Here is a 17,072-nt window from a genome sequence, read left to right as displayed (position 1 = left end):
AGACCAACACAGACCATCCCCGGCGGTTTCAAGCTTTGCCGGCGTCGGATGCGCCGGCGTCAGGCCGCTGCCAAAGGTTTCGAGACGTCCTCCAGGGATTTGCCTTCCGCCGCCGTGCCGAACAGGCCGCCGACAATAGCCGCCACCGCCATCAGGGCCGCGCCGATCAGGTAGCCGATCAGCACGTTGTCGCGTGAGCCGGTCTCCACCAGAGCGCCGAACAGGAGCGGACCGGAGACACCGCCGATGCCGGTGCCGAGCGCATAGAACACCGCGATGGCGAGCGCCCGGATCTCCAGCGGGAAGGTCTCGGCCACGGTGAGATAGGCCGCACTCGCCGCTGCCGAAGCGAAGAAGAACACCACCATCCAGGCCGCGGTCTGGCCCACCGGCCCGAACACCTCGATCTTGAACAGGTAGCCGGTGATCGTGAGCAGAACCGCCGAGATGCCGTAGGTGAAGGCGATCATCGGGCGTCGGCCGATCGTGTCGAACAGACGTCCGAGGAGCAGCGGACCGAGGAAGGAGCCCAGCGCGAACGGCAGCAGGTACCAGCCGACATGGTCGCCCGGCACGCCGTAGAACCGTTGCAGCACCAGCGCGTAGGTAAAGAACAGAGCGTTGTAGAAGAACGCCTGCGCCACCATCAGGGCCAGACCCACCAGGGTCTGTTTGCGATGGCCGACCAGCATGGTGCCGAACACCTCCTTGAGGGGGGTGTGGCTTCGGGTCCTCAGCTTCATGCGCTTGCCCTCGTCGATGGGCGGCAGGGTGTGGCCCTCGTCGGTGAAGCGCTTCTCGATGCCGGTGACGACGCGGTCGGCCTCGGCGACGTAGCCGTGAGTGGCGAGCCAGCGCGGGCTTTCCGGAATCCAGGTCCGCAGGAGGAGGATCACCAGGCCGATGCCGCCGCCGACGAAGAAGGCGATGCGCCAGCCCCAGGCCGGGTCGATCATGCCCGGACGCAGCACCACGATGGACAGGAACGAGCCCATCGCGGCGCCGATCCAGAAGGAGCCGTTGATCACGAGGTCGGTCCAGCCGCGCACGCGGGCCGGGACCAGTTCCTGGATGGTCGAGTTGATGGCGGTGTACTCGCCGCCGATGCCGGCCCCGGTCAGGAAGCGGAACAGGCAGAAGCTGTAGATATCCCACGACAGCCCCGTCGCGGCGGTCGCCGCGAGGTACAGCGCCAGGGTGATGAAGAAGAGTTTCTTGCGGCCGATGCGGTCGGTGAGCCAGCCGAAGCCCAGCGCGCCCGTGACGGCGCCGACGAGGTAGGAACTGGCCGCGAGCCCGATGTCGAATTCGGTGAAGCTCATGGGCTCGGCCCGCAGCGCCCCCACGAGGGAGCCCGCCAGTGTCACTTCGAGGCCGTCGAGCACCCAGGTGATGCCGAGCGCCACGATGACGAGGACGTGGAAGCGCCCCCAGGGCAGGCGGTCGAGCCGGGCGGAGATGTCGGTGTCGATCACGGTGCCCATCGGGACCCGTTCCGGCGCCGCGCCTTGCGCGCCACCCCGTTCCGCCACGGCTCTGGTTACCATCGAACCCTCATTAACCTTGTATCACGACAGTTGTTGGCAATCCGCGCCGCGCCCCGGGAGTTCCGCCAAGCTTCGCCCGAACGGTTAAAGACTTTTGGCTGAATTCGGGATGTTCGACCGGACGCCCCCGATGCCTTCCCGCTTCTTCCGCCGACCCTTCCACCTGATCCTCGCCCTCACCGCCTTCGGGGTCATGCCCGCCGCGGCGTCGGAAGCGGGGCGCGGTCCCACTTCGGGCAATCCCGATCCGTGGCGCCTGCGAACGAGCGACGTGGCCGTGGCGACCCTCGACGGGCGCGCCGGGAAAACCCGGCCGGCCTCCGCGATCCCGGAGGCGCGGCGCGTGGTCCGGGTGGTCTATCCCGGCCTTACCGAGCCGCGCTGAGACGCGGGTCGAGGGCATCGGCGAGGCCGTCGCCGAGGACGTTGAGCGCCACCAGCGTGGCGACCAGGAACCCCGCCGGGGCGGCGAGCATCCAGGGCGCCGATTCGATGGCGCGCGAGCCCTCGGCGATGAGGGCGCCCCAGCTCGTGGACGGCTCCTGCACGCCGAGGCCGAGAAAGGACAGGAAGCTCTCCAGCAGGATCACCCGGGGCACCAGGAGGGTCGCCGCCACGGTGACGGGTCCGAGGGTGTTCGGCACGATGTGCCGCCGCAGGATCGCCCCGGTGGAGAGACCGAGCGCCTCGGCCGCCCGCACGAAGTCGCGGTGGCGCAGCGACAGGGTCTGCGCCCGGGTGATGCGGGCCATGTCGAGCCATTCCACCGCCCCGATGGCGACCAGGATCAGCCCGAGCCCGGCCCGGAAGAACACCAGCAGCAGGATGACGAAGAACACGAATGGCAGGGCGTAGAGCCCGTCGACGAGCCGCATCATCGCGGCGTCGACCCGGCCGCCGGCATAGCCCGCCACCGCCCCGTAGGTGACGCCGATGAGAAGGGCGACGCCGGTGGCGACGAGGCCGATCAGGAGCGAGACCCGGCCGGCGACGAGGCTGCGGCTGAGGAGGTCGCGCCCGAGCATGTCGGTGCCGAGGGGAAACACCAGCCGCCGCACCGGCGCCTCGACCACGAGGCGGCGCCCCTCCGCCGCGCGCGAGACGACGGTGGCGGGGCCGAACAGGTCCGAGCGGGGCAGGTAGCTGAGCGCCCGCTCGTTGATCGGGGTCGCCGCCGACAGGGTGACGTGCAGGACCCCGTCCGCGACCTGGATGTCCTCGGCCGTCACCCGCATGCGGAAGGCGAGGCGCTCCACCGCGGGGGCGATCGTCTCAGGGCGCGGATGGGGCGAGAGCGACGGCGGGGTGCGCACGAGGTCGGGATAGATCCGCGCCGGATCGTGCCCGGTGAGCAACGGGCCGACGAGGCACGCGAGGGCGATCAGCACCAGGACCGCGAGGGCCGCGACGGCGCCCGGGTCGCGGACGAGGCGCCCGAGGGCGCGCCTCACCGGGCGGCCCTGTGGCGCGGGTCGAGGAGGCCGGAGAGGAGGTCGGCCACGAGGTTGAGAACGATGACGAACAGCGCCACCAGCACGACGGTGCCCATCACCAGGGTGTAGTCGCGGTTCAGGGCCCCATCGACGAAGTAGCGGCCGATGCCGGGCAGGCCGAAGATGGTCTCCACCACCACCGACCCGGTGAGCAGGGAGGCCGCCGTCGGCCCGAGGATCGCCACGACCGGCAGCAGGGCGCCGCGCAGGGCGTGGCGGGCGATGCGCCGGGGCGGCAGGCCCATGGCGCGCTGGGTGCGGATCGGCTGGGCCGCCAGGACCTCCGCCATCGACGCGCGGGTGAGCCGGGCGAGCGCCCCGATCTGGGGCAGCGCCAGGGTGATCACCGGCAGGACGAGGTTGGCCGGGGCGCCGTTCTCCCAGCTGCCCACCGGCAGCCAGCGTAAAGACAGGCCGAAGACGATCTGCAGCAGGGGCGCCACCACGAAGGTCGGCACCGCCAGGGTGAGACCGGCCAGCAGGCCGACCAAGCGGTCGACCAGGCTGCCCCGGCGGAAAGCCGCGAAGGCGCCGAGCCCGATGCCCAGCACGAGGGCGAGCGCCAGGGCGAGGGCGCCCAACGTCATCGAGACGGGCAGGCCACGGGCGAACAGGTCGCCGACGGTGAGATCGCGAAACGAGAATGACGGCCCGAAATCGCCGGTCAGCAGGGCGGCGAGGTAGCGCCCGTATTGGACGATCAGCGGCTGGTCGAGGCCGTAGACCCGGGCGAGGTTGGCCATGGCGGCCGGGGGCAGGGGGCGTTCGAGGTCGAAGGGGCCGCCGGGGGCGAGCCGGATCAGGAAGAAGCTCACGGTGACGACGGCGAGCAGGGTCGGGACCGTCTGAACCAGACGGCGCAGCACGAAACCGATCACGCGGTCAGCCTCAGGAAGCGCGTCGGCGACGCGTTGCGCAGGTTCGGGTGATACCCGGCAAGACGCGGGGCGATCAGCGCCTTGGAGCGGGTGTGCATCACCGGAATCCAGGGCAGCTCGGTGACCACGATGGCCTCGGCCGCGTAAAGGAGGTCGGCCCGCCGGCCGATGTCGCGCTCGGCGGCGGCCTGCCGCATCAGAGCATCATAGGCCGGGTTGCCGTAATGGCCGGGGTTGAGGCCGTCATTGCCGGTCTCCAGCAAGAACAGAAAGTTCTGGGGATCGGAATAGTCGGCGATCCAGGACATGCGCGCCACGTCGAAGTCGCCGCCGTCGCGCAGGTAGGCAAAGTGAGTCTTGGCGTCGGTGTAGACGAAGCGGGAGACCACCCCGATGCCGCGCCACATGTCGGCGATGGCGAGCGCGGTGTTGCGGTTGTTATCGCTGGTGTTGAAGCGATACTCGACGCGCAGGGGCTTGGCCTCACCGAAGCCGGCGGCGGCCAGGAGCGCCCTCGCCTCATCCTCGCGGTCGATCGGCAGGGCGTCGCGCCCGGCGGTCTCGGGCGGCTGGCGATAATGGTCGAGGCCGGGCGGGCAGAGGGAGTAGGCCGGGTCCATGGTCTCGCCCCAGAGTTTCTGGGCCAGGAACTCGCGGTCGATGACCAGCGAGAGGGCGCGCCGCACCCGGACGTCGTCGAACGGGGCCTTGCGGGTGTTCACCGCCAGCGCGTAGAGGCCGAGCGCCGGGCCGAGCACCACCTGATCGGCGAACCGGACCTTCAGCGAGGCGATCTGGTCGCCGGGCAGGTCGGCCAGCGAGTCGATCTCGCCCGCCGCGTAGCGCCGGACGGCGCTCGACAGATCCGGGGTCGGCAGGAAGGCGACCTGCGGGATCGCCACTCTGGCCGCCGCGTGGAAATGCGGGTTGCGCTCCAGGGTGATGCGATCGTTCGGCACCACGTCCCGCAGCCGGTAGGGGCCGTTGGTGACGCTGTTGCCGGGACGCGCGAAGGCGTCGCCGTGGCGCTCCAGGGAGGGCGGGTGCACCGGCAGGGCGGTCTGGTGGGTCAGCAATTCGAGCAGGTACGGCGTCGGCTGCTCCAGGGTCAGCACGAGGCGCCTTGCCTCCGGTGCGGCGGCCCCGAGAGCCTCGGGCGGCAGCGCGCCCCGGTTCACCGACCGGGCGTTCTTCAGGGGGAACAGGACCTCGGCGTATTTCGCCGCCGTGGCGGGGGACAGGATGCGCCGCAGGGCGAAGACGAAGTCGGAAGCCAGAACCGGATCGCCGTTCGACCAGCGCCCGTCCGGTCGGAGTTCGAAGTCGTAGGTGAGGCCGTCGTCGGAGACGGACCAGCGGATCGCGGCGCCCGGGATCAGGGCGCCGTGATTGTCGTAGGTCAGCAGGCCCTCGGAGAGGTCACGCAGGATATGCGCCTCGGCGACGGTCGAGGATTTGTGCGGGTCGAGGGTCTCGGGGTCCGCATCGTTGCCGCGCCGATACACGTCGGCCGGTGCGGCGGCGGCCCGGCCGACGCCTCCGGCGGCCAGGAGCGCCGCACCACCGACCAGCCATTGGCGCCGATGCGGGCGCATGCGCGGATCAGGCGCCGGTCTGCGCGATGAGGCCCGCCGCCTCGATGCCGGCCACCGCGCAGAGCTCGTCATTGTCGGAGGTGTCGCCCGAGATGCCGACCGCGCCGATCACCGCGTCGCCGGAGCGGATGAGGACGCCGCCCGGCACCGGCACGAGGGCGGCGGGGCCGACGAGATGGCTGACCGCGGCGACGAAGTAGGCCTGCTCCTCGGCGCGCTTGTGGATCGCGCGGCCGCCGAGGCCGAGAGCGAGGCAGCCATTGGCCTTGCCCATCGCCACCTCGGTCCGGCGCAGGGAGGTGCCATCCTCCGCGCCCAGCGCCTTCAGGGCACCGCGCGCATCGTAGACCACCACCGCCAAGGGCTTGAGCGCGTGGGCGCGGGCGGTCTCCAGGGCGGTGGCGACGATGGTCTGGGCAGCGGCGAGGGTGAGGTCGGACATCGGGGCTCCGGGTTGTTCTCAAACGGGCGTACCCCTCGACTAACCCGGAGCGACGCGAGCGACCAGGGGCTCAGCGCCCGAGCCGGGCCAGGAAGGCGTCGTAGCGGGCGGTGACCGCGTTCAGACGCTCGAAATGCGGGAAGGCGCCGGTCTCCAGCACCTCGACGGTCCAGCGCGGATCATCCCGGAAGCGGTCGGCATGACGGTAATCGACGAAGTCGCCGCGGGTGCCGTGGACCATCCAGACCGGCCGGTCGAGCCGGGGATAGACCTGGCCGGTCTCGGTGGCGAAGAGGTGGCCGGCGAGGAACGAGAAGGGTGCGAATTCGGCGCCCGGCTGGTGGGCCGAGACCTGGTCGTAGGCGAGCAGGCCCTCGTCGATGTCGCGCGAGCCCCAGGTCTTCTCGAGGAAGAAGCGCATGCTGGGGCGGCTGACCAGGAGGTCGAACAGGGCCCGGCCCCAGAGGGGACAGGCCGCCACCGCGCGGGCCGTGTCGCTGCCGGACGGGTTGCGGCGCGCATAGCGCTTGTCGAACCCGGTCGGGCTGATCAGGCCCAGGCTGCGGTAATCGTCCGGCCGCTCCAGGGCGGCGCGCGCGAGAAATTCCGCCGACAGCGACAAGGCCACCGCATCGATGGCCGTGCCGGGGTGGCGCCGCCGGATCTCCGCCGCCATGGCGTGGATCGCCTTCGTCATCAGCTCCGGCGTGTAGATCCGGTCGCTGCGCTCGGAGAAGCCGAAGCCGGGCAGGTCGAGGGCGTAGACCGGACGTTCCTTGGCGTAATGGCGGTAGAGCGGCCGGACCTCGTAGGCGTTGGCCGCCGCATTGACCGAGTGGATCAGCAGCAGCGGCACGCCCTCGGCGGGTCCGGCCGCAGAGAAGCTGAGGCCGCCGGCCGCGCTGGCCAGGCATTCCTGCCGGCCAGGGAGGGCCGGGTGCATGCGGCGGCGATGATCGATGCCGAGGCGACTATAGGCGATCCAGGCGCCGGCAGCACCGAGCGGCAGCAGCGCCAGCAGAGGCCCGATCCGGCGGCGGGGTCGATGGGGCATCGTCGGGTTCCCTCCGGTTGCACGCGGTCGGAAACGCCCCGGCGGCCGGGAATGTTGCCGGGCCGGAGGCGGGATGGAGGGGAAAACGCGCGGGTGTCTGCGGCAGCAGAACGCGTCCCTCTCCCCCTTGTGGGGAGAGGTTGGGAGTGGGAGTGGCTCCGCCGGCCTCAGCAGGTCGAAGGTCACCCGACCACCCCCGCCTCCAACGCCTCCCCGCAAGCTCGACGGATTCTGGGCAGGCCGGAGATCCACTGGGGCGGAGAGCCGCGTCACATCAAAGTATGAGCCATCGATCCTGTCGGGTGCGGTCACGCGGCGTGAGCACGGTGACGCGGGTGATCAGCCAGTGACCCGAGACGGATCGAGGAGATCCCAGGCGCAGGCGAGGGTGATTCGAACGCGGTTCCCCTCTCCTGGAAGGAGAGGGAGCGCGGTCGGCTCGCACGGTCCCGGGCGATTGACGGACCTCTGCGCCTTACGGGCTGCTCGATCCGTCGGCGGGCGGATCGGTGGCCCGCATGAGCGCGACACGGGCGGAGATGCGTGCGTCGGCGCCATCCCCAGAAAGGCGAAGGCCACCGCGCCGTCATTCCAGGGCTCCAGAGGCGAGACCGGCCCCGAAAGGGGCGCGGCAAGGGTCTGCAATCCCGAGCCGGCCACGGTGCAAAGTCCTACCCCCTGTGTTTCCGGCTCCCGGGCTCCGCTGCGCGGCCCCGGGATGACGCAGTGGAGCAAGCGGGTTTTCGAATGGGAAACATCCCACCCCGCAGGGAGCGGCGCGATTCCCGCTCAGGCCGTCGCGCCCTCGATCTCGCCGCTGAGTTCCAGCCACTCCTCCTCGGCCGCCTCCAGGGCGGCGGCGGCGTCCGAGCGCATCTTGGCGATTTCGCCGGCTTTGGCCGGGTTGGCCTGGAAGGCGGTGCCGTCGGCCAAGGCCGCGTCGATCTTGGCCATGGCGTCGGTGAGCTTCTTCATTCGCGCCTCGACGCCCTCGAGCTTCTTGCGCAGGGGCGCGAGGGCGACGCGGCGGTCGGCGTTGGAGCGCCGCTCCACCGCCTTGGCGCTGCCGGTCGACTCGGCCGTGCCCTTCTCGGCCTCGCGCTCCGGGCCGGCCAGCACGAAGCGGCGGTAATCGTCCATGTCGCCGTCGAAGGCCTTGACGCTGCCGTTCGAGACGAGCCAGAGCCGGTCGGCGCAGGCCTCCACCAGGAAGCGGTCGTGGCTGACCAGGATGACGGCGCCCTCGTAATCGTTGATCGCCTCGACCAGGGCCTGACGGCTCTCGATGTCGAGGTGGTTCGTCGGCTCGTCCAGGATGAGCAGGTGCGGGCCGCGGAAGGCCGCAAGGCCCATCAGCAGGCGCGCCTTCTCGCCGCCAGAGAGCTGAGATACCGGCGTCTCGGACTTGGTGCCCGAGAAGCCGAGGCGGGCGGCCGCCGCGCGGGCCTTCGATTCCGGCACGTCCGGCATCAGGTCTCGGACATGGGCATAGGCGCTCTCGGCCGGGCGCAATTCGTCGAGCTGGTGCTGGGCGAAGTACGCGACCTCCATCTTGGAGGAGCGCCGCATCTCGCCGCTCAGGGGCGGAAGCCGCCCGCCGATGAGCTTGCAGAAGGTCGACTTGCCGTTGCCGTTGGCGCCCAGCAGGGCGACCCGGTCGTCGGGGGCCAGGCTCAGGTTGAGGCCCGAGAGCACGATCCGGTCCGGGTAGCCGGCCTGCACCCGCTCCATGGCGACGATGGGCGGCGACAGCGGCCGCTCCGGGCTCGGCAGGCGGAAGGCCGGCACGTCGTCCTCGATCACCGAGGCGATGATCTCCATCTTGGCGAGCCGCTTGACCCGCGACTGGGCCTGCCGGGCCTTGGTGGCCTTGGCCTTGAAGCGGTCGACGAAGCTCTGGAGATGGGCCCGCTCGGCATCCTGCTTGGCTTTCGCCTTGGCCTGGAGCACGCGCTTCTCGGCCACCTGCCGGGCGAAGGACGTGTAGCCGCCCTTGTAGATGCTGAGCTTGCCGCGATCGAGGTGCAGGATGTGGTCGACGCACTCGTCGAGGAGGTCGCGGTCGTGGGAGATGATCACGGCCGTGCGCGGATAGCGCTCCAGGTAGTCGTAGAGCCAGATCGTGCCCTCGATGTCGAGGTAGTTGGTCGGCTCGTCGAGCAGCAGCAGGTCCGGCTCGGAGAACAGCACGGCGGCCAGCGCCACGCGCATGCGCCAGCCGCCGGAGAAATCGGCGCAGGGCCGCCCCTGCGCCTCCGCGTCGAAGCCGAGGCCGTGCAGGATCGCCGCCGCGCGGGCCGGCGCCGAATGCGCCTCGATGTCGACCAGCCGGGTTTCGATCTCGGCGCGCCGGAGGCCATCGGCCTGCTCGGCCTCCGCCATCAGGCGGGCGCGCTCGGTATCGGCGGCGAGCACCACGCTGTGCAGGGTTTCGGGGCCGGCGGGGGCCTCCTGCGCCACCGCGCCGATGCGCATGCCCTTGGGCATCGACACCGTACCGCCCTCGGTGGGCAATTCGCCGAGGATCGCCCGGAACAGGGTGGTCTTGCCCGCGCCGTTGCGGCCGACCAGCCCGACCCGGGCGCGGTCCGGAATGACGAAGGTGGCGCCGTCGAGGATCAGGCGCTCGCCGATGCGGTAGGTGAGATCGTTGACGCGGAGCATGGCGCGCTTTTGCGGGGTCGGGGCGTCAGTGGCAAGCGGGCGCCGCATCGCGCCCCGCTTCCGGCAGGGTTGGCGCCGTTGGCGCGCGTTTCGCAGAACTGGCGCGCGTTTGGCATCCACGCCTATTGGCAGGTGGGACGAGCCGGACAGCTTGACCCAGGAATTGCACGGCGTATCGATCAGGTCCGACAAACGAGGGGGCAGGACGCGTGACCACAGGACGGCTGACGACCATCCCGTTCTTCAAGGAGCCGGGAATCGAGCTGTCGGTCTACGAGACGCGCTGCCACTGGCGTCGCTTCGACGAGAACGAGGTGCTGGTCGATTACGACGACGTCTCCACCGACGTGTACTTCCTGGCCTCCGGCGAGGTCCGCATCCTCAACCGCTCGCAATCCGGCAAGGAAGTGATCCTCGGCGAGATGCGCGGCGGCGCCTTCTTCGGCGAGCTGGCGGCTTTGGACGGCATCGGCCGCTCGGCCAACGTCACGGCGCTGACCCGCGGCGAGGTCTGCGTCGTGCCCGCCCCGGTGTTCCGGCAGATCATCTTCGCCTCCGAGGCCATCGCCGACCGGTTGTTCCGGCTGCTGGCCAAGCGCGTGCGCGAACTGAACACCCGCCTGATGGAGCACGCGCTGCTCGATCTGCGCCACCGGCTCTATGCCGAGCTGCTGCGCCTGTCGGTGCCGCGCGCCGGCGGCGACGGCGAGCGGGTGGTGACGCCGCCGCCCTACCACCACGTGCTCGCCGCCCGCATCGGCTGCCGCCGCGAGCAGGTCACGCGGGAATTCACCGTGATGGCGGCCGACGGCCTGATCGACCGGACGCGCGGCGCCCTGGTGATCCGCCGGCCCGACCTGCTGGAGGCCCGCGTCGCGGAAGCGCTGCGCGAGGACGGCTGAGGCGCCGGCGCACGCGATGGCGTCGACGCCCGATCCCGCCGGCCGGCTGACCTGCACCGGCCTCGGCAAGCGCTTCGGCGCCCATGCGGCCCTGGCCGACCTCGACCTGACCCTGGAGCCCGGGGAGTTCGTGTGTCTGCTCGGACCCTCGGGCTGCGGCAAGAGCACCCTGCTGCGCCTGATCGCCGGCTTCGAGACCTCGACCGCGGGCACGATCCGCCTCGGCGGAGCCGACATCACCGCCGATCCGCCGCACCGGCGGCCGGTCAACATGATGTTTCAATCCTACGCCCTGTTTCCGCACCTCAGCGTCGCCGCCAACATCGCCTACGGGCTGAACGGGCTGGGGCGCGCGGCCCGTGCCGAGCGGGTGGCCGAATTGCTGCGCCTCGTGCGTCTCGACGGCTTCGCGGCCCGCCGGCCCGACACCCTGTCGGGCGGCCAGCGCCAGCGGGTGGCGCTGGCCCGGGCGCTGGCGCGGGAGCCACGGGTGCTGCTGCTCGACGAACCGCTCGGCGCCCTCGACCGCGCCCTGCGCGAGGAAACCCAGGGCGAATTGCGCGCCCTGCAGAAGCGCCTCGGCACGGGCTTCCTCGTGGTCACCCATGATCCGGCCGAGGCCCTGGCCCTGGCCGACCGGATCGGCGTGATGAAGGACGGCCGCCTCGTGCAGATCGGCGACGGCGCCAGCCTGTACGAGCGCCCGGCGAACCGCTTCGTCGCCGCCCTGCTGGGGGATGTGAACCTGATTCCCGGTCGGGTGCTGGCGCGGGAGCCCGGCGGGCTCGTCACCCTCGAGACCGCGCTCGGGCCGTTGCGGGCCTCGAGTGTTGCCTCGGATCTGGCCGTGGGGGAGGGGGTGATCGCCCTTCGGCCCGAGCGCATCGCCCTGGCCGGCGCCCCCTCCGGACACGATCCAGCACTGGCCGGACAGGTGGTCGAGACGACCTATCTGGGCGACCGGGTTCGGGTTCAGGTCCGCCTCGCCGACGGGTCGGTCTGGCGCGTCAGCGCACCCACGGGATCGGACACCCCCGCCATGGGGCAGACCGTCGCCGTGACCTACGCGCCGGAGCGGGCCTGGCTGATGCCGGCGGCGGGGTGAGTATGAAGCGCCTTCTGCCGGTCCTGCCCGCCCTGTGGCTCGCCGCCTTCGTGCTGCTTCCGGTGATCCTGACCCTGAAGATCAGCCTGTCGACCCCGGCCACCGCCCAGCCGCCCTACCTGCCGGTGCTCGACTGGAGCGCCGGGATCGAGGGCTGGGGCAGCTTCCTCGAAGCCCTCGACTTCACCAATTTCGAGACTCTGGCGAGCGATGCGCTCTACCGCGACGCCGCCCTGTCCTCCCTGACCCTGGCGGGCCTCGCCACCGCGATCCTGGCACTGGTCGGCACCCCGATCGCCCACGCCATGGCCCGCGCCCCCGCGCGCCGGCAGCCGCTCCTGGTGGCGCTGCTCATCGTGCCGTTCTGGACGAGCTTCCTCATCCGCATCTACGCCTGGATCGCGATCCTGAAGCCCGAGGGGCTGCTGAGCGCGGGCCTGATGAAGCTCGGGCTGATCGGCCAGCCCCTGGAAATCCTCAACACGCAAGGGGCGGTGCTGATCGGGCTCACCTATGCCTACCTGCCCTTCATGGTGCTGCCGCTCTACGCCGTGTTGGCAAAGAGCGATCCGCGCCTGCCCGAGGCCGCGGCCGATCTCGGCGCCGGGCCGGTGCGGGTGTTCTGGACCGTGACGCTGCCGCTGGCCCGCCCCGGGCTGGTGGCCGGGGCGCTGCTCTGCTTCGTACCGATGGTCGGCGAATTCATCATCCCGGACCTGCTCGGCGGCTCCGACACCCTGATGCTCGGACGCGTCCTGTGGAGCGAGTTCTTCTCCAACCGCGACTGGCCGCTCGCCTCCGCGGTGGCGGTCCTGGTCCTCATCCTGGTCGTCGGCCCGCTGATCCTGTTTCGCGATGGCGATGCCGCCACGGCGCAGGGTGGCGCGGAGGCGAGCCGATGAGGGCGCTCGACCGCATCGCCCTGATTCTCGGGCTCGGTTTCCTGTACGGCCCAATCCTGGTGCTGGTGGCGTACTCGTTCAACGCCTCGGCCCTGGTGACGGTCTGGGGCGGGTTCTCGACGCGCTGGTACGGCGTGCTGTTGGCCGACATCCCCTTGCGGGAGGCGGCCTTGGTCTCGCTCGTCGTGGCGCTGGCGGCCGCCAGCCTCGCGACCGTTTTCGGAACCCTGGCGGCCCTGGCCCTGGACCGGGGCGGCCGCTTCGCCGGCCGGCGCCTCTTCACCGGTTTGATCTACGCGCCGCTGGTGATGCCGGAGGTGATCACCGGGCTGTCCCTGCTGCTGCTGTTCGTGGGCTTCGGGCTCGACCGGGGCATCCTGACCCTGGTGGTGGCGCACGCGACCCTCGGCCTCGGCTTCGTGGCCGTGATCGTCGGCGCGCGGCTGCACGGGCTCGACGGCGCGCTCGAGGAGGCAGCGGCCGATCTCGGGGCGAGCCCGGCCCGCGTCTTCGCCACCATCACGCTGCCGCTGATCGCCCCGTCCCTGGCGGCGGGGTTCCTGCTCGCCTTCACCCTGTCCCTCGACGACCTCGTGATCGCGAGCTTCGTGTCCGGGCCGGGGGCCACCACCCTGCCGATGCGGCTCTACAGCCAGGTCCGGCTCGGGGTGAACCCGGAGATCAACGCGGCCTCGACGCTGCTCGTCGGTCTCGTCACCGCCGTCGTCCTCACCGCCTCGTGGCTCAGCGGTCGCAAGGGCCTCGCCTGACCGGCGGCTGGGTCGCCGCCCCGGCCCGTCACGGCGCGTAGGCGCGGGCTCCGGCCGGGAGCGCCCATCCGGCGGCGGGGCTGCGCGGGCCGTTCGGCGGCACCATGGCGCCGCCGCGCAGGTCGGGCTCGGTCTCCCGGGTCAGGCTCTGGACGTCGAGGCCACCGAACGGCCCGGCGATGCGGAAGCGCATCGGTGCCCGCTTGGCGCCCTCCGGTTGGCCGCCGCGCGCGGTGATCTCCGCCAGGGTGTCGCAGCGGCGGTCCGGCAGGGACACGGTCCCGCGCAGGGAGGCGGCCATCAGGACGCCCTCCATCGTGCCTTCGGTGATCTCGCCGACGCCGTCGCGGAAGCGCAGGCCGAGGACGGCGCGGTCGAAGGCCGTGCGCCCGACCTGCCGGACCGGCGTCCGATGGCGCAGGGCCGCCTCGGTCAGGTCGAACCCGACCAGGGTGCCCCCGTCGATCGCCAAGGTCGCTTGGCCGTCGAGTTGACCCAGGAAGGCCTGCAGATCGGCGCCGGAGGCCTCGGCCTGGAACTGACCCTGCGCGGCGCCGAGAATCCAGGGCTCCGGGCGCAGGTCCGCCGGGACGGCGGCGAGGTCGAGCCGATCGAAGGCGCCCTGCAACCGCGCATCGGTCGCGGCCGGGTTTCCAGGCACGGCGGCCAGGACGAGGCGCCCCTTCAGCGTGCCGCCGGCCAGGGTGGCGCGGCCGAGGGACGCCTCGATGTTTCCGGCGCGGACCAGGACGCTCGCCGCCAGATCCTCCGCCAGGACCGGTCCGAACCGGGCGGCCCCCGCCGAGATCCGAAGGTCGAGGTCGCCGCCGGTGTAGGGGCCGAGGGCGAGGGGACGCGTGCGCCAGTCCGGCGCGCCCTCGGGGACGGAGGTGATTCCGGCGGTCCGGAGCACGTCGGCCAGGGCCGGGGCGAGATTGAGCGTCTCGGCCGCCAGGGTCGCCTGCACCGCCGGCCGATCCGGGCCGAAGACGATGGAGCCGGCCCCTTCGAGCTGGTTGTCGCCGAACGACACCCGGACGTTGGGCAGGAGGAGGCGGCGCCCGTCCACCTCGAAGCTTCCCGATAGACCGAACGCCCCGACGAAGGGCGAGAGCGCAACGGTGCCGCCGGCCCAGGCCAGGGTCTCCGGCAGGGACCGCGTCTCGAACTGTCCGAGGCCGGTCAGCGTCAGGCCGTCGGCGCGGGCGAGGCCGTTGCCCTCGGCCGTCAGGGTTCCGGCGGACCAGGTCGCGGAGAGCGCAAAGGGGGTCACGCCGCCGTCGAGGAGGTCGACGACCCGCAGGCCCGAGAGGGTGAACCGGGTCGGCATCGCGCTCCACTGGAAGCTGCCGGACAGCTCGGCCTGTGCGCTCCAGAGCGGCCAGGACAGCGTGAGGTCGAGGTCGCGGGCGGTCTGGGGCGATCCGTCGCGCGGATCGAAGCCCGTGACGGTGGCGCGCGACAGGCTGATCCGGCGCGGATGCGCGGCGCCGTCGGCCGCGAGGCGGGCCTGAAGCAGGCGGATCGGCTCGGCCCAGCGTGAATCCCCGTCGCCGGCGGGCAGATGCACCGCCGCCCCGTCGAGCGTCAGGGTGTTCACGTCGAGGCGCCCGGTCAGCAGCGCGAGAAGGTTGAGCTGCAGCGACAGCGTACCGCCCTGCGCCAGGACCGGCCCGTCGCGGCCCCCCGACGCGAGGGTCACGTTCCGGAAGCCGAGGCGCGGCAGCGGCAGCAGCGTCACGTCGGTCGGACCTTCGGCCGTCAGGGCGAGCCCGTAGGCGCGCACGAAGTCCCGGGCCACGATGCCCTTCAGCCGCGGCGTCGAGACCGACCAGGGCAGGCAGGCCGCCACCAGGGCGGCTCCGAACGCCCCGAGGCTCAGTATCGATAGGATGCGGCGCAGCGGCATTCCACTCCATCCGGCGCCTGACCCGAGCGACGCGGTGCGCGATCGTCGCGGGGAAAGGCCCATCGGCCCCGGGCAGCCGCGACGCCGGATGAACCGGCGACCATCCCTGATAGTCCTCGACGGCCGGCTTGTCTCCCCGAGCCGGCCGGCTGCGGGAGTCTCATCCACTGCGCAGAAGGATGCACGCCGAAGACGCATGTACGTCGCCGAGGGGGTGAACACGCACATCGCCGGACACCGCTTGCCCGCCGGAGTTCGACGCGCTCAAAGGCCGGGCGGCATGCCGCGCCCTGTGAAATGTAACGGCGGCCTCGTCACAAGGGCTTGGCAGGACGCGACTTTCGCGTGACGGTCGCGCCGACGAAGAACAAACCCACCAGGAGGGCTTCCATGAAGAAGGTTTATCCGGACGCCACGGCGGCGCTCGCCGGCGTGCTGAAGGACGGCATGATGATCATGTGCGGGGGCTTCGGCCTCTGCGGCATTCCCGACGCCCTGATCGACGCGATCCGCGAGTCCGGCGTGAAGGGCCTGACCGTGGTGTCGAACAATGCCGGCATCGACGGCGTCGGCCTCGGCAAGCTCCTGGAGACCCGACAGGTCGCCAAGATGATCTCGTCCTATGTCGGCGAGAACAAGGAATTCGCCCGGCAATACCTCGGCGGCGAACTGGCGATCGAGTTCAACCCGCAGGGCACCCTGGCCGAGCGCATCCGCGCCGGCGGCGCCGGCATCCCGGCCTTCTACACCAAGACCGGCGTCGGCACCCTGATCGCCGAGGGCAAGGATGTCCGCGAATTCGACGGCGAAGACTACGTGATGGAGCGCGGCCTGTTCGCGGATCTGGCCATCGTGCATGCCTGGAAGGGCGACACCGAGGGCAACCTGATCTACCGGAAGACGGCGCGGAACTTCAATCCGATGATGGCCACCGCCGCCAAGGTCACGGTCGCGCAGGTCGAGCACCTGGTGCAGCCCGGCGAGATCGACCCCGACACCATCATCACCCCCGGCATCTTCGTGAAGCGCATGGTTCACGTGCCGGTGCGCGAGAAGCGCATTGAGCAGCGCACCACCCGCACGCGCGGCGAGCCCGCCGTGCCCGCCGCCGCCGTCTGAGAGTCGACAAGGAGACCACGATCATGGCCTGGACCCGCGAACAGATGGCGGCGCGCGCCGCCAGGGAGCTGCAGGACGGCTTCTACGTGAACCTCGGCATCGGCATCCCGACCCTCGTGTCGAACTACATTCCGGACGGCATGTCGGTGCAGCTGCAATCCGAGAACGGCATGCTCGGGATGGGGCCGTTCCCGTACGAGGGCGAGGAGGATGCCGACCTCATCAATGCCGGCAAGCAGACCATCACGGCGCTGCCGACCACCAGCTACTTCTCCTCGGCCGAATCCTTCGGGATGATCCGGGGCGGGCACATCAACCTGTCCATCCTCGGCGCCATGCAGGTGGCCGAGAACGGCGACCTCGCCAACTGGATGATCCCCGGCAAGATGGTGAAGGGCATGGGCGGCGCCATGGACCTCGTGGCCGGCGTCAAGAAGGTCGTGGTGGTGATGGAGCACACCGCCAAGGGCAAGGACGGGTCGGAGAGCCCGAAACTGCTCGAGGCTTGCGACCTGCCGCTCACCGGCACCCACGTGGTCGACATGGTCATCACCGATCTCGGCGTCTTCCTGATCGACAAGAAGGGCGACGGCGGCATGACGCTGGTCGAACTCGCCGACGGGGTCACCGAGGACGAAATCCGCAGCAAGACCACCGGGCGGTTCACCACCAAGCTCGCCTGATCGCCGCAG

Annotated in this window: 15 protein-coding genes; 7 read left to right on the top strand and 8 right to left on the bottom strand. The window is 71.1% G+C overall.

Features of this window, described 5'->3' with window-relative positions:
- Positions 1 to 59: 59 nt before the first annotated feature.
- Positions 60 to 1,547 carry an MFS transporter gene (locus ASF60_RS03315; protein WP_056180365.1) on the bottom strand — a complete coding sequence of 496 codons (1,488 nt, stop codon included), beginning with the start codon at positions 1,545 to 1,547 and terminating at the stop codon, positions 60 to 62.
- A 130-nt stretch (positions 1,548 to 1,677) separates the two neighbouring features.
- Here ASF60_RS03315 and ASF60_RS03310 point away from each other — a divergent pair, with 130 nt between their 5' ends.
- Positions 1,678 to 1,932, top strand: coding sequence for a hypothetical protein (locus tag ASF60_RS03310; protein ID WP_156633803.1), 255 nt, complete (start codon positions 1,678 to 1,680; stop codon positions 1,930 to 1,932).
- Here the strand turns inward: ASF60_RS03310 and ASF60_RS03305 are convergent.
- The 6 genes from ASF60_RS03305 to ASF60_RS03280 form a co-directional block, all read right to left on the bottom strand.
- Positions 1,916 to 2,998 carry an ABC transporter permease gene (locus ASF60_RS03305; protein ID WP_056180359.1) on the bottom strand — a complete coding sequence of 361 codons (1,083 nt, stop codon included), beginning with the start codon at positions 2,996 to 2,998 and terminating at the stop codon, positions 1,916 to 1,918. The genes ASF60_RS03310 and ASF60_RS03305 overlap by 17 nt on opposite strands.
- Complete coding sequence (locus ASF60_RS03300; protein WP_056180356.1) at positions 2,995 to 3,918, bottom strand: ABC transporter permease; 924 nt, start codon at positions 3,916 to 3,918, stop codon at positions 2,995 to 2,997. The genes ASF60_RS03305 and ASF60_RS03300 overlap by 4 nt, the downstream gene beginning before the upstream one ends.
- Positions 3,915 to 5,513: a peptide ABC transporter substrate-binding protein gene (locus ASF60_RS03295; protein WP_056180353.1), complete on the bottom strand. Its 1,599-nt coding sequence runs from the start codon at positions 5,511 to 5,513 to the stop codon at positions 3,915 to 3,917. Before ASF60_RS03295 ends, ASF60_RS03300 begins: the two co-directional genes overlap by 4 nt.
- A 7-nt stretch (positions 5,514 to 5,520) precedes the next feature.
- Positions 5,521 to 5,955, bottom strand: a complete 435-nt coding sequence (locus tag ASF60_RS03290) for a GlcG/HbpS family heme-binding protein (RefSeq protein ID WP_056180351.1) — start codon at positions 5,953 to 5,955, stop codon at positions 5,521 to 5,523.
- A gap of 70 nt (positions 5,956 to 6,025) precedes the next feature.
- On the bottom strand, positions 6,026 to 7,009 hold the full coding sequence (locus tag ASF60_RS03285; RefSeq protein ID WP_056180349.1) for an alpha/beta fold hydrolase: 984 nt from the start codon (positions 7,007 to 7,009) through the stop codon (positions 6,026 to 6,028).
- 789 nt (positions 7,010 to 7,798) lie between these two features.
- Entirely contained in the window at positions 7,799 to 9,673 is a 1,875-nt protein-coding gene (locus tag ASF60_RS03280; protein WP_056180346.1) for an ABC-F family ATP-binding cassette domain-containing protein, read from the bottom strand.
- A 209-nt stretch (positions 9,674 to 9,882) separates the two neighbouring features.
- On the opposite strand from ASF60_RS03280, the gene ASF60_RS03275 reads away from it, so the two are divergent.
- The 4 genes from ASF60_RS03275 to ASF60_RS03260 are packed head-to-tail and all read left to right on the top strand — an operon-like array spanning position 9,883 to position 13,352.
- Complete coding sequence (locus ASF60_RS03275) at positions 9,883 to 10,575, top strand: Crp/Fnr family transcriptional regulator (protein WP_056180343.1); 693 nt, start codon at positions 9,883 to 9,885, stop codon at positions 10,573 to 10,575.
- A 16-nt stretch (positions 10,576 to 10,591) separates the two neighbouring features.
- Positions 10,592 to 11,680, top strand: coding sequence for an ABC transporter ATP-binding protein (locus ASF60_RS03270; protein WP_056180341.1), 1,089 nt, complete (start codon positions 10,592 to 10,594; stop codon positions 11,678 to 11,680).
- A 2-nt stretch (positions 11,681 to 11,682) separates the two neighbouring features.
- Positions 11,683 to 12,582, top strand: coding sequence for an ABC transporter permease (locus ASF60_RS03265; protein WP_056180337.1), 900 nt, complete (start codon positions 11,683 to 11,685; stop codon positions 12,580 to 12,582).
- Positions 12,579 to 13,352: an ABC transporter permease gene (locus ASF60_RS03260; RefSeq protein ID WP_056180333.1), complete on the top strand. Its 774-nt coding sequence runs from the start codon at positions 12,579 to 12,581 to the stop codon at positions 13,350 to 13,352. Before ASF60_RS03265 ends, ASF60_RS03260 begins: the two co-directional genes overlap by 4 nt.
- 28 nt (positions 13,353 to 13,380) lie before the next feature.
- Here ASF60_RS03260 and ASF60_RS03255 read toward each other — a convergent pair whose 3' ends face one another.
- Positions 13,381 to 15,261, bottom strand: coding sequence for an AsmA family protein (locus tag ASF60_RS03255; protein WP_056180328.1), 1,881 nt, complete (start codon positions 15,259 to 15,261; stop codon positions 13,381 to 13,383).
- 390 nt (positions 15,262 to 15,651) lie between these two features.
- Here ASF60_RS03255 and ASF60_RS03250 point away from each other — a divergent pair, with 390 nt between their 5' ends.
- Both ASF60_RS03250 and ASF60_RS03245 read left to right on the top strand, forming a co-directional pair.
- Positions 15,652 to 16,380, top strand: coding sequence for a CoA transferase subunit A (locus tag ASF60_RS03250; protein WP_056180324.1), 729 nt, complete (start codon positions 15,652 to 15,654; stop codon positions 16,378 to 16,380).
- A gap of 23 nt (positions 16,381 to 16,403) precedes the next feature.
- Complete coding sequence (locus tag ASF60_RS03245; RefSeq protein WP_056180321.1) at positions 16,404 to 17,063, top strand: 3-oxoacid CoA-transferase subunit B; 660 nt, start codon at positions 16,404 to 16,406, stop codon at positions 17,061 to 17,063.
- The last annotated feature ends 9 nt before the right edge of the window (positions 17,064 to 17,072 follow it).

The organism is Methylobacterium sp. Leaf113, from assembly GCF_001423325.1.
In the GTDB taxonomy this organism is placed as follows: Bacteria; Pseudomonadota; Alphaproteobacteria; order Rhizobiales; family Beijerinckiaceae; genus Methylobacterium.
This window is presented reverse-complemented; position numbering and strand designations above follow the sequence as displayed.